This window comes from Bacillus sp. ES1-5, from assembly GCF_022487605.1.
In the GTDB taxonomy this organism is placed as follows: domain Bacteria; phylum Bacillota; class Bacilli; order Bacillales; family Bacillaceae_G; genus Bacillus_A; species Bacillus_A wiedmannii.
In genome coordinates, this window is sequence record NZ_JAKVPU010000001.1 from 55,873 (window position 1) to 68,566 (window position 12,694).

The window sequence follows — 12,694 nt, forward strand, 5'->3', positions numbered from 1 at the left end:
AGATGAGGGAAAGTAGAGGGTATAAAAATGCGTACAATTTTAGTTTTTCTAAATAACATGTCTATCGATAAAATAGAGAACATTAGACAAAAACATGATCCTTTATTTGGATTCATTCCACCACATATAACAATTGTATTTCCATTTAAGAGTAATATTTCAAATGATGAATTAAAATCTCATATTTTGAATTTATCAAAAGGGGTAGGAAAAATTGAAATTGAGTTTGCAAATCGTATCACTAGTGTAGGAAACTATTTGTTTTTAGAAGTTGAGGGAGGAAGAAAACAGATAGAAGAACTACATGATATGTTGTATACAGGACCTTTAAGACAATTTTTGAAAGAAGATATTCCATACATACCGCATGTAACAGTCGGGAGAAAAGAAAGTGCTGAGTTAGCTGCTGAAGTAGCTAAGGATATTCATGGTTTCCCTGAAAAGTTACAATGTGTAGTTGATAGAATTAGTGTAGAGCGAATTGGAGGGAATGGGGAATCAATTATAGAATTTGAAGTACCGTTGCAAAAAAGCTGACAAGTGTCAGCTTTTTTTATTCGTAACATGAAGTAAAGCACCAATCGCACCACTATTACCACCATCTTGTAAAAAGATTGGTGTTTTATTTTGATATTTTGTGTAGCTACTAATAATATTTTGAAGGTGTACGTTATTACATAGGGTCGAACCAATATAAATAATATGGTCAATGTTTTTTGTTTCGGCGAATTGAAGGCTTAATGCGGTAACAACTTCACCTACAAGTCCTTGCACAGTTGCTAGTATATCAGCACTACTAAAATTTGAATCTGTTTTGGTAGCTTTTCCGAAATTGCTTGCAGTTAAGCTATTATCAATAGGAGAGAGAATGCCACCATAAATATCTCCAACCGTAATATCTAGTTCTTTTCTAGAACCCACTTTTGTTAAAGGAATCACGTCTTCAAAATGATCTATATTTGTTAACAATTTTGAAAGCCCCATAATAGTACCACCGCCAACACCGGTTCCACCAGCTCGAATATATTTGTCATTATAAACGTAATGAATGGAAGTACCTGTACCTATATTTGTTAAAATAAAGTTGTTTATATCATATTGTTCTTCTTTTAATATGTATCGGACACCTACAAGAGTAGCTTCAAATTCGTTTAATTCTACTATTTTATATGAGTCTGAAAGTAGTTGCTGTAATCGTTTTGCTTTACCACCTGTTATACATATTTGTTTTATACGAGTGTTTTTCTTAAGCCAATCTATTATTTTATCTTGTTCATTTGAATAAAATTTTTCAAAGGCTAATTGCTTTTGTTCGTTCAAATAAGCAATTTTCGTTAATGTTCCTCCAGCATCGATACCGATAGTACTTTCCATTTTCCTGCTCCTAACCAAGTAATTTATTTACTCTGTTCATGTTGGAGAGACGAATTTGTAGGAGAGAGATATCCCGACGAATTACATCGTCTCTATTCTGCTTGATATATTAATAGTTTTTCTATAGTTACAATCGGCTGATCGTTAACAGTTGCAGTACCTTTACCGAGAATAAAACCACGACGATTGCGAGCAAGTTTATAATGTAAATCAAGTTTATCACCGGGATATGCTTTTCCATGGAACACAACCCCATCTAATGAGGAGAGGAAACCTAGACCTTCAGAGTCACTTGTATTTACAAATGCACTAAGCTGAGCAAGTGCTTCTACAATTAACATATGAGGCATATGTTTTTGATTATCATTTATAAACCACTCATTATTTGAAATGAGTTTATATCCCGTAACGGATTCACGATGTTTTACATTTGTTACTTTATCAATCATTAAAAAAGGATAACGATGAGGAAGAGTGTCTTTAATATGCATATGAAAGTACCTCCAATAAATAATACCCCTGCTACAGTTAAGCAGGGGAGTTATCATTAATTTTTAACTAATTCATTTACTTTTTCAAGAGAAAAAATACCGCTATTTCTAATGTTTTCAACAACTTGTTGTAACACTTCTTTATCTTGAACAAGTGCAATACGTACAAAGCCTTCTCCATGAGGTCCAAATGCATGACCTGGTGTAACAACGACATTCGCACGATCCATTAATGCATAAGCGAAATCTATAGAAGTCCAGCCTTTCGGAATTTCGGCCCAGACGAACATACTACCAGCTGGTTTATCAACATTCCAACCAAATGTTCGGAATCCATCAACTAAAGTATCTCTACGTTCTTGATAAATACCGCGATTTTTCTCACAAAACGCAGCGCCATTTCTTAGTGCCGCTGATGCCGCTTTTTGAATTGGTAAAAACACACCATAATCTGTATTTGATTTAAATTGAGTAAGTGCACGAACAATTTCTTCGTTTCCAATCATATATCCAATACGGCTACCTGCTAAACTATAACTTTTTGATAAAGAGTTGATTTCTACTCCAACTTCTTTAGCACCAGGTACAGAGAGGAAGCTAATTGGTTTATTGCCATCAAAATAAAATTCAGCATAAGCAAAATCATGGACAACAATAATGTTATGCTTTTTCGCGAATGCGATTACCTTTTTAAAGAAATCTTCATGAGCCATTGCTGGAACTGGATTCCCTGGGAAGTTTAAAATCATCATCTTTGCTTGATCAGCAATATCTTCGGGGATAGCTGCTAAATTAGGTAAGAATTCATTTTCTTTCTTTAAAGGCATGTAATAGGATGTTGCACCAGCCATTTGAATTCCTGTTTCGTAAGCTGTATATCCTGGATCCGGAACTAATATTATATCCCCCGGATTTGCATAAACCATAGGTAAATGAACAAGTCCGTCTTGTGAACCCATTAATAATAAAACTTCTTTATCGGCATTTAATTTAACGTTATGAGTGTTGTTGTAATATTCAGTTACAGCTTCGTGAAATTCTTGAATACCACTTAATGTGTATCCGTAGCTTTCTTTTTCACTTGCTGTATGTACCATTTCTTCTCTTACGAAGTCAGCAGGTGGCATATCAGGATTCCCGATACTTAAATCAATCATTTTGTGACCTGTTGCAATTTTTTCTTTTTTATAAGCCCCTAATTCACTAAATATAGAAGATTGGAATGCTTTCATTCTAGTTGCTAACGTGTAAGTCATCAAAACCCCTCCTAAAAACAGTGTTTTCTTTCTGCGTTTTTAATTATTCTGAAAACACATGTTTACATTTTATCATTTTTTTATGAAAATTAAAACGATTGACAAATTTAGAGGGAGGATTAGTCTTTTTTGAAAGGGCGTTGTAAATAAGGATTGGTTAACTGAACTGTTTATTATATCTTTCTATACGGTTTAGGATGTTTTATAGTTTTTATTAAGTATATCCCGCATATTTTGGATGAAAAAGAACACGAAAACGAGGCCTAATATACCACTAAGCCAATAGTATGAATTTCCTGTCGTGAATCTTTCATAAAATGAAAGTGCACTCCATAGGATTAGGATAATGGAACAGATTGTTGATACAATTAATGAACTTAAACTTCTCAAAAAAAGCACCTCGCATTAAAATATTGTTATTATATAATACTACATTTAAATTTAAAGATTTCAAAGAGGAAAATGTTTTTGGGGAGGTTTTGTAAATTAAAAATAACGCAGAAAATATTTTCTGCGTCTTATATGAAGTGTAATCATTTCTTTTTATATGTACATAACTTTTCCACTGCATAAAAGTATACATTTAATTTGCCATCGACAATTTGTAAAGTTTGATCCGATGTAAATGAGTTACCATAATCAATATGATATACATTAGAATTTTTTACAAATGAGCCTTTGTATAAATCTTCTTTTTCCTTTGATGTTTGCATCTCCACTAAATATTGAACAATTTTTTCTTTCTTTTCTTCTTTTACAACTGTTTCAAATTTATAAGATGTAGGGCAAAGACCATTTTTGTTGTCAACGACTTCCCAAGAACCGTATATATCATTATTGCTACATCCGCTAAGTAGAACGATGAATATTGGAATAATTAATAGAATCTTTTTCATTTTGTACTCCTTTCTTTTCATTTTCAATAAACGTGCGAATACGATACAAATATTGTAATAAATAAAGTTTAAATTTTTATAAAGAATTATTTAATTTCACATAAAAATTTTGGGGGAATTGAAAAAGCATGAATCTAGTATAAAGTCAGATTCATGCAGAGTACTATAGCCTATGTTATGTCTCTTTTGAGGAAAAGTAATGAGGAAAGTAGGATCATTATTCCATTTAAAATATATATAATTGCAACAATGAAGGCTATCCCACCTGCGCCAAATCCAGCTTTATCGAATATAGAAGCGAATGCTACGGTAGCAAAAAAAACAATAGGAGTTAGTAGTAAAAAAATGAAACCTGCGATAATTCTTCTTTTAAGGTTATGTCCAGATAAGGAAATTGCTAAAAAGTTTATAATGCTAAACAGAACTAATACAAAAATAAAGATACTAAATAACTGCATACCATCAGACAATTTCGCACCTCCTATATATATCATGTTAGTATACTGTTACTGTATTCGAAAGCGAAAGAGGGTACTCCTTTAAATAATTATAATAAGCGTAATAAATAAGGATTTATATAACAAAGACGCATGGATTAATCTAATATGATCCATGCGTCTTTATTTATGTTATAAATTCGCAGATTGCGAAGGCTGTTTTTCATATTGTTTCTGTTTAGATAATGAAATGAAAATAATTAATAATGAAATGACACCGAAAATTAAGACCATGTACTGTAAACCAATCGTATCTAAGAAGAAACCAGTACCGAGTAAAACGATTTGGAACATAACTCTCTCAAACATATTACGGAATGAGAAAAGACGGCCGTGATAGCTTTTTTCCACTTTCGTTTGGAAAATTGTCGACATAATAGGGAAGAAGCAACCGACACTAAAACCAAACAAACCAAATGATGTAAGAGACATCCACTTTATATCGCTAAAGAACAATGATAGATGTGCAAAAGCGGTACAAACTGCGAAGAAGTATAATAATTTTTCAGGTTTGAAATGGTCAGATAAACGTTTAATAACGAAGGCCCCTAACATAAATGCGACACCTTCAATTGTATATATAAAGCCTTTAATCGTTGGATCATGTTGCATTTCACTAATGTTGATTACCATTAAATTAAATCCAGCTATAAATAATAGAGGGATAATACTTAATATAAGTGCTGTAAAAGCAATAGGAATTCCTTTTAAAATACGAAATACTTCCATAAAGCTATTATCTTTTGCAGCTTGTTTACTTGGTGTTGTTGATTTCTTATCCTCGAATTGTAGGAAGAAAGTTGAGAGGAATAATAAAGCGTATGCTGCCATTGAGAAGGCATACATATACTGTAAACTCATTACAACTAAAAGAATTCCACCTAGTGAAGTACCTGCAATACGAGCGATTGTACCTACATTCATATGTACACCGTTCATCTGTAATAACTCATGCTCACGTACGATAAGTGGAATTACAGATTGTAATGCAGGGAAGTAAAATGCTGCAGAAATTTGAAGAGCAACCATAAATGCAATCATGAAGGCAATGCTTTCAAATTGGATAGCGAAAAACATAAAAATAACACTAATAACGCGACCGAACCCAGCATAAAGAAGAACTTTTTTCTTTTCATACTGATCGATAATACGACCAGCCATAGGACCAACTAGTACACCAGCTAATAGTCCGATAAATAATATAACTGATTTCATGAAATCAGAAGGGACATATTTTTGCATAAATTCAAGGTTGCCAAGAATACCAAGCCATAGCCCTAGACCAGCAATAAACTCCCCGATTAACACAATCCAAACATTTTTATTACGCCACATAATGTAAAACCTCTCCGTCTTTTAAAATGAAAAACTCGTATATAAAACCTCCTTATTTTATGTATAATTTATAACGAACTTTTTTAGAGTCAGAGTCTATATTACGTGTTTCATGAGTGGATTACAATCTTTTTGATTTGTCAAAAAATGATTTATTAGTTGGTGAAATAAGCAATAAAAATGTGAAAAAATTTATGATGAATTGACTATTGAGAGTAAGGATACATATAAAAAAGCAAGAACGCACATAGTACGTCTCGCTTTTCTCAAGTACAAAATTAAATATTAGATTGGCTTAGCAGCATTTACGCTCTTGTCCAATAGCTAAAGCGCTAAAAGATAGTGGGCCAACAACTTCTGCGCTTGCACCACTAGTAAGGTTTTCTACAGTTAATGAATATTCGTGTGTTCCACTGCTAACGTTTTGATCTATAGCTTGAAATGTTTGTACGTAGAATTGTTCAGAATCTGTAGATTCAATACCTACTTGTGCATTAAAAATTTCAATGTTATCACGGAAAATTCGGAATAAAACTTGTGAAGTCCCAGTTATACCTTCTACACCAATTGTAGCGATTAATTCTACTCGATTATTACGTGAATCTCTACTTGAAATTCTCAATTTCAAATTTGCTAGAATTGCTTTATTTGGAGAAGCTGGGATTGCAAAAGTTGTTTCACCAGTTTTACTTATAGGTTGAGTAGCTTGGTAATCAATGATATGAGTCATAATTGTCACCTCCTCATATACTAAAATATGAAATTTACGATAAAATAGCTTGGACAAATAATAGAATGTATTAAGAGAATAGAGCACAATTTCTGAAAAGAGGGAGATCGAATGAAGGCATCAAGAATATAGCACAATTAGGTGATATATTCTTGATGCCTTTTGTAATTAAGCAGAATATTCTTCTTTACGTACTTCGAAAAATTCATTACGACGTAAGTAATTATAAACTTTCTCGGAAACCTGTTCTTCTTCAGACATTAAGAAACGATGATCAAAAGCATAGAATGATTGACCTTTAATTAATTTTACGTAGTATATTTTACACGCCTCCTCTAGCATAATTGGAACTTAATTAATATTATGATGGCCTATATGCTTGTTAATCATACTTGGAGTTTCAAAGGATAGAAACTAAACAAATTATAAAAGGTTACAAAATTGTAATGTTGGTGTCACGTTTTCCGATAGTTAAAAATAACCAATCTCTCCTATACTACAAATATGTTACATAAAATAAGGGGGTAAAAAGATGGATGAAGTAATTGGAGAAGTTGTAGCAGGTATTTGTGAATTTGTAGTAGAAGTAACAGCTGATGCTATTGGGAATTTAGTTTCCGGGAATGATGAGGAAAAAGAAACATTATAATAGTTTGTAAAAGTAAACAGATGATTCAAATATAAAGGCTGATTTCTAAAAGGGAGTCAGCTTTTTTATTTTTTACATTATATTAATATTATTTGAATATTCATTTGTTATTATGTTTGTGAAACTCATAAAGGAGGTGAATAAATAAAGATGTCTAATTTAGGATCTGATTTATCTGATTCTCGTTTAATTATGGCGAATGTAGACGAAAGGGAATATCATTTTATTATACGTGAACATCCGATTTTAGGGAAAATTATATCGCTACTTGAAAATGGAAAAGAATATGGTTTAATAGATAAACAAATCGCTAATAAAGATAAATTTATAAAATCGGAGCTTATTAAATTAGATTATTTTAACATAGATGTTCTACATCATACACCTGGATGGATATGGATTGGTATGGATCAATTTGGTTTACATGCTCGTGAGGCTACTTATAACGAAGTAGACGTTATTATGAAGTTGAAAGAGGATTTATATTATATAGATGTATATGAAAAAGTAAAAATGTAATAAATATTTAATCAGGTTAGGGGACAAGTTCCCGTAGCCTTTTTTGTTTAGTAATAAAACATAAAATTTATATTATATTGATGATAGGACAGCAGGATAAGAAGTGAGCTGAAAAGAGGATTTGAAAATACATAAAGAGAACTTTAATTATTACATGAATCCTATATGTAAATAACAATAGAAAGAAGATGATAAAATGAGTAAAGAAGAGCTTGTAAAACAACAGTTTGGTAATAATGCGGAAAAATATGTGAAAAGTAAAATTCATGCTAAAGGACCGGATTTACAATATGTAGTTCAACAAGTAGAGTCTCGTCATAATAATCGTCTTCTTGATATTGCTACTGGCGGTGGACATGTTGCGAATGTATTAGCTCCATTGTTTAAAGAAGTAGTTGCCTTAGACTTAACAGAAAAAATGTTAGAGAATGCGAAAAGCTTTATTACCAGTAATGGACATGAAAATGTATCTTTTGTCGCTGGAAACGCTGAAATTTTACCGTTTTCCGATAGTTCTTTTGATACGATTACATGCCGAATTGCAGCACATCATTTTACGAATCCAGCTCAGTTTATTTATGAAGTAAATCGTACGTTAGAAGATAATGGATTGTTTATTTTAATAGATAATGTTTCACCAGAAAATAATGAATTTGATACATTTTATAATTTTATAGAAAAAAAACGAGATCCGAGTCATGAACGAGCGCTGAAAAAAACAGAATGGATTACCTTGTTAGAAAAAAATGGTTTGCAAATGCAATCATGCCTTACTTTTGACAAGAAATTTGAATTTGACTGGTGGTGCGATATGATGAATGTACCTTTGCAGAAACGCGTGAAATTAACAGAGTGTATGATGAAAACATCAGTTGAAATGCAAGAATTCTTTAACATTCAATATGAAAATAATAAAATTAAATCGTTTTATACTGAAATGGCATTGTTTGTATGTAAAAAAAGCTCGACATTAAAAAGATAAACTTCTTGCAGTCTTTTCAAAGTACGTTATACTTAGTACAGAGAAAATGAGAATTGAGGAAAAGTAATAATGATTCGCGTACGTATTGAAGGAACTGAAGAAGAAATGCTTGAATTTATGGAGAAAATGCCGGATATTCCTGGATTTGAAAAAACACATATGAGAGAACCTAGAAAAGGGAATAATCCAAAATACGATTCAAGTAAAAATGTACTAGCATACTTATCTTATAAAAAGATTGAAGTCGCCAATAAATAGGCGGCTTTTTTAGTTTGCACCGTTTCACAGCCTTGTCTTTTTTACATAATAATAATAGTAGATTATGTTGAAGAGGGGTGAGGATAGTTAATAAGAAAATCATCTTTTTTGGAGACTTTGGTATTGACGATGCGGTGGCGTTAATTTATGCAAATAAAACATGTCAATTGGATATTATAGGTATTGTTGCTGAATATGGGAATGTATCGCGAGAAATTGTAACGGAAAATGTGTATTTTTTAGAAAGATACTATGCTACAGAAATAAAAATCATTGAGGGTGCAGCAAGACCGATGACAGCTGAAGAACCTTTGTTCTTTCCTGAAATACATGGAGATCACGGTTTAGGGCCAATTATTCCACCTGATATGAGGATTTGTAAACGGGAAAATTTTTGTGAACTAATTAAATTAATTGAACCTTGTCCAGAAGATATTATTATCGTAGCGACAGGACGTTTAACAACATTGGCAACGCTATTTTTATTATATCCAAATGTAATGGATAAGGTATGCTCCTATTATATTATGGGCGGTGCTTTTTTATTTCCTGGTAACGTTACTCCTGTATCGGAAGCTAATTTTTATGGAGATCCAATCGCCGCAAATATTGTAATGAAGTACGCAAAAAATTCGACTATTTATCCGTTAAATGTAACGCAAGCAGCCCTCATTACTCCAGAAATGGTGGATATTATTAATAAAGAAGGAACAGGGCAGGCGAAGCTTATTAAACCAATGATCGATTTTTATTATGAGAACTTTTATAAAAAAGAATACCCGGGTATTGCTGGAAGTCCGATTCACGATTTACTTCCGTTCATTTCATTTATAAATGATGATATTTTTGAATACAAAAAATCTGCGGTTTGGATTAGTACGACAAATGACGTAACAAGAGGACAAAGTGTGGCAGACTTTAGAAAAATAGCTGTGCCGACAACGTTTGATAATAGGCCTATTCAAAAAATTGCAGTTGGTTTTAACTATCCAGCTTTTAAAGAAGAGTTTATGCGGACAATATTAAAGCCTGACTGTCCCTAATATGTGAAATACGAAATGTATTAACCGGAAGTCAAAAACTGGTCGTTCATTATTTTGAAATAATCTAATAGTTACCCTTTATGAATAACTAATGAAAAATGTAACATAACTAATGGTAAGCAATTGTTTCTAATTATATTTTGATCTGTGAAATTTAAAGGAGGTTATCATATGATTTGGTCTTTAATCGTTGGTGGTTTATTAGGATGGTTTGCAAGCTTAATTACTGGAAGAGACGTACCAGGTGGTGTAATTGGTAATATTATTGCTGGTATTATCGGTTCTTGGATTGGTTCGAAATTACTTGGTAGTTTTGGTCCAGTCATTGGCGGATATGCAATTATTCCAGCTTTAATCGGTGCGATCGTTTTAATTTTCATCGTAAGCTTCTTATTACGAGCAATGCGAAAATGAATGTAAGGACTGTTTACATTTGTAAGCAGTCCTTTTTATATGTTATGCTAGTATTATACAATCAGGAGGTGTCAGCATTGAAAACATTTACAGTAAATTTCCATCAAGAAGATAATGCTAAAGCGACAACAGTACATAAATTAAGTGAAGAGGACTTCAATAAAGCAACAGAAAAAGGTACTCGTCATCTATTTGATTTAGATACAAACGTTGGATTCTTCGTATTTTTTGACGCAGAAGACGCAGAAGGTAATGATCAATACTTAATGTTACAATACGAAGGGGATCATGAAGAGCCAACTGCGTGCTACGGATTTGATTTAAAACTATACTATCAATTTTTAGCACTATACTTAAATGATCTTGAGTTCCACGGTGAAACAGATGAGGAAGAGGAAGAGTATGGCCCAATTCATCATTTAGCTCACTTACTTTATCATATTGTTGAAGATGGTAAGTCAATCGAAGTGTAAAAATACATATGTAAAGCTGTCCTTTTTGGACAGCTTTTTTTTATTATTATGATGCATGTTATGATTTGCATAATGGTAAATGGATTTCTGATGGTGATAAATGGTTTGATTAAACAGAAAAAGCAACAAAGAAGACTCATCTTTCTTTGTTGCTTTTTCTACGTTTCAGGAAGGATTGCAGTGTAAATGGCGAGAAGGGATATATAAGGAGATGGAAAAAATGATAAATAATACGATTCCAAGTTTTTTAAAATTATGGGAAAGTAACGATGTAGAATTAGCAGTCCTCAACCAATACTTTACTTCGCACCCAGAGATATTTGAAGAATACTTTAAGTATCATTGTCCTAAAACGAGAGAACGTCTTTCTAATGCGATTAAACAATATCCCGCAAAAATAGAAGAAATTCGTATCATTGCAGAAACATTACCGACTATTATTCAAGAGATAACGAATGAATATCATTATAAATATAACTTTGATGTAAATATGAATTTTCATCTCTTTGTTGGAGGGTTTGGCTCTAATGCATTTGTAGAAAGGGAAATTATTGGAGACATATTTTTTTCGGCAGAAAAATTATCTCCAGATTTAAATCATCTTCGTGTTATTGTCGCTCACGAAATAGGACATATATATCATAATGTTATGTTACACAATGATGGAATGGATTGGGGTAAAGCCGATTGGACTGACGGGTCAGTTAATTTGTATCGTGAAGGTGTTGCAACATATTTATCAAAGCAAATTATGAGAGGTTTAAATGAATCAGTGTACTACTCATATAACAATGATGGCGAACGTTGGTTACAATGCTATATAGAAAATGAAGAACAAATAAAGAATCGTTTTTTGGAAGATTATATAGAAGGATGGACGTTCGAAAAAGAGAAAGAGTGGTTTCGGTTATCAGGAGGACAGTATTTTGGATACAACCGACTCGGTTATTTTTTAGGAACAGCTTTTGTAGAATATGTTGTACAAGCATTGGGAGAGAGTGAAGCATTTACTTTTTGGAACAAACACAATTTGAAAAGCGGTGTCATGGATTGGTTATCGAAAGGAATAAGATTATAATAGGGGGCTGAAATGTATGAAAGTGTATGTAAAGATAGCTATGTTATTTCTCGCTTTTACATGCATATTTGCATTAGTAGCATGTAAAGGGACAGACGAAAAAAAGGAAACAAACCCAACCTCGGAAAATAGTAAAAACGAACAAAATAATTCTTCTGAAGAAAAGAAAGAGCCTGAAGCAAAATCAAATAATGAAGGATCAGCAAAACCAAAGACAGATTCAAGCACGAAAGATACAGTTATAAATCAAAAATCAATTAACCACATTAAAGATTTGTTTGAACTAGCGAAAGAAGGAAAAGTACCTAATGTTCCGTTCGCAGCACATACAGGTGATATTGAAGAAATAGAAAAAGATTGGGGTAAAGCAGATAAAACGGAACAAGCAGGTAACGGAATGTACGCTACCTTTACAAATAAAAATGTTTCCTTCGGTTTTAATAAAGGGTCACAAGTTTTTGATGTATGCTCCTATCATGCAGAGCTAAAATCAATTACATTACAAGAAATAGAGAAAGCATTAGGAAAACCAGCTTCAGTTAAAGTAAATGGGGAAGATAAAATATACTTATATAAAGTAAACAATCAGTTTGAGTTAAAATTCATTATTCCAAAATCGACTGGTAAGGTAAATCATATTTCGGTATTTTCACCAGAAGATAGTATTAATAAAATGGCAGGGTAATAAAAAAGGATGTC

At 32.3% G+C, this 12,694-nt stretch carries 17 protein-coding genes; 9 read left to right on the top strand and 8 right to left on the bottom strand.

Annotated elements, in window-relative coordinates; all coding sequences use genetic code 11:
* Positions 1 to 27 precede the first annotated feature (27 nt).
* Positions 28 to 537 carry a 2'-5' RNA ligase family protein gene (locus tag MKO96_RS00305; RefSeq protein WP_240586257.1) on the top strand — a complete coding sequence of 170 codons (510 nt, stop codon included), beginning with the start codon at positions 28 to 30 and terminating at the stop codon, positions 535 to 537.
* Between the two features lie 6 nt (positions 538 to 543).
* Here MKO96_RS00305 and coaW read toward each other — a convergent pair whose 3' ends face one another.
* The 8 genes from coaW to MKO96_RS00350 all read right to left on the bottom strand — a co-directional run bounded on the left by coaW (position 544) and on the right by MKO96_RS00350 (position 6,900).
* Positions 544 to 1,374: a type II pantothenate kinase gene (gene coaW, locus MKO96_RS00310; protein WP_240586258.1), complete on the bottom strand. Its 831-nt coding sequence runs from the start codon at positions 1,372 to 1,374 to the stop codon at positions 544 to 546.
* A gap of 92 nt (positions 1,375 to 1,466) precedes the next feature.
* On the bottom strand, positions 1,467 to 1,865 hold the full coding sequence (locus tag MKO96_RS00315) for a 3-hydroxyacyl-ACP dehydratase FabZ family protein (protein WP_240586259.1): 399 nt from the start codon (positions 1,863 to 1,865) through the stop codon (positions 1,467 to 1,469).
* Between the two features lie 56 nt (positions 1,866 to 1,921).
* Positions 1,922 to 3,121 (bottom strand): LL-diaminopimelate aminotransferase, encoded by a 1,200-nt coding sequence (locus MKO96_RS00320; RefSeq protein ID WP_240586260.1) that lies wholly within the window; start codon positions 3,119 to 3,121, stop codon positions 1,922 to 1,924.
* Positions 3,122 to 3,654: 533 nt separating this feature from the next.
* Complete coding sequence (locus MKO96_RS00330; protein WP_240586261.1) at positions 3,655 to 4,017, bottom strand: hypothetical protein; 363 nt, start codon at positions 4,015 to 4,017, stop codon at positions 3,655 to 3,657.
* A 170-nt stretch (positions 4,018 to 4,187) separates the two neighbouring features.
* On the bottom strand, positions 4,188 to 4,487 hold the full coding sequence (locus MKO96_RS00335; protein ID WP_087980741.1) for a hypothetical protein: 300 nt from the start codon (positions 4,485 to 4,487) through the stop codon (positions 4,188 to 4,190).
* A 159-nt stretch (positions 4,488 to 4,646) separates the two neighbouring features.
* Entirely contained in the window at positions 4,647 to 5,849 is a 1,203-nt protein-coding gene (locus MKO96_RS00340; protein ID WP_000269247.1) for an MFS transporter, read from the bottom strand.
* 295 nt (positions 5,850 to 6,144) lie between these two features.
* The gene (exsC, locus tag MKO96_RS00345) at positions 6,145 to 6,579 is read right to left on the bottom strand and encodes an exosporium protein ExsC (protein ID WP_000148799.1); all 435 of its coding nucleotides are present in this window, start codon (positions 6,577 to 6,579) and stop codon (positions 6,145 to 6,147) included.
* Between the two features lie 168 nt (positions 6,580 to 6,747).
* A complete protein-coding gene (locus MKO96_RS00350) occupies positions 6,748 to 6,900 on the bottom strand; it encodes a YqbF domain-containing protein (protein WP_078183406.1) in 153 nt (50 codons plus the stop codon).
* 478 nt (positions 6,901 to 7,378) lie between these two features.
* Here MKO96_RS00350 and MKO96_RS00355 point away from each other — a divergent pair, with 478 nt between their 5' ends.
* The 8 genes from MKO96_RS00355 to MKO96_RS00390 all read left to right on the top strand — a co-directional run bounded on the left by MKO96_RS00355 (position 7,379) and on the right by MKO96_RS00390 (position 12,680).
* Positions 7,379 to 7,747, top strand: coding sequence for a hypothetical protein (locus tag MKO96_RS00355; protein WP_048560753.1), 369 nt, complete (start codon positions 7,379 to 7,381; stop codon positions 7,745 to 7,747).
* Positions 7,748 to 7,943: 196 nt separating this feature from the next.
* Positions 7,944 to 8,729 carry a class I SAM-dependent methyltransferase gene (locus MKO96_RS00360; RefSeq protein WP_240586262.1) on the top strand — a complete coding sequence of 262 codons (786 nt, stop codon included), beginning with the start codon at positions 7,944 to 7,946 and terminating at the stop codon, positions 8,727 to 8,729.
* 69 nt (positions 8,730 to 8,798) lie between these two features.
* Entirely contained in the window at positions 8,799 to 8,987 is a 189-nt protein-coding gene (locus MKO96_RS00365) for a DUF3970 family protein (RefSeq protein ID WP_000621879.1), read from the top strand.
* 77 nt (positions 8,988 to 9,064) lie between these two features.
* On the top strand, positions 9,065 to 10,030 hold the full coding sequence (locus tag MKO96_RS00370) for a nucleoside hydrolase (protein WP_240586263.1): 966 nt from the start codon (positions 9,065 to 9,067) through the stop codon (positions 10,028 to 10,030).
* A gap of 171 nt (positions 10,031 to 10,201) precedes the next feature.
* On the top strand, positions 10,202 to 10,444 hold the full coding sequence (locus MKO96_RS00375) for a GlsB/YeaQ/YmgE family stress response membrane protein (RefSeq protein ID WP_087980736.1): 243 nt from the start codon (positions 10,202 to 10,204) through the stop codon (positions 10,442 to 10,444).
* A 77-nt stretch (positions 10,445 to 10,521) separates the two neighbouring features.
* Positions 10,522 to 10,917, top strand: a complete 396-nt coding sequence (locus MKO96_RS00380; protein WP_000847586.1) for a hypothetical protein — start codon at positions 10,522 to 10,524, stop codon at positions 10,915 to 10,917.
* A gap of 220 nt (positions 10,918 to 11,137) precedes the next feature.
* Positions 11,138 to 11,995 (top strand): aminopeptidase, encoded by an 858-nt coding sequence (locus MKO96_RS00385; protein ID WP_240586264.1) that lies wholly within the window; start codon positions 11,138 to 11,140, stop codon positions 11,993 to 11,995.
* 16 nt (positions 11,996 to 12,011) lie between these two features.
* Positions 12,012 to 12,680 carry a YjgB family protein gene (locus MKO96_RS00390; RefSeq protein ID WP_240586265.1) on the top strand — a complete coding sequence of 223 codons (669 nt, stop codon included), beginning with the start codon at positions 12,012 to 12,014 and terminating at the stop codon, positions 12,678 to 12,680.
* The last annotated feature ends 14 nt before the right edge of the window (positions 12,681 to 12,694 follow it).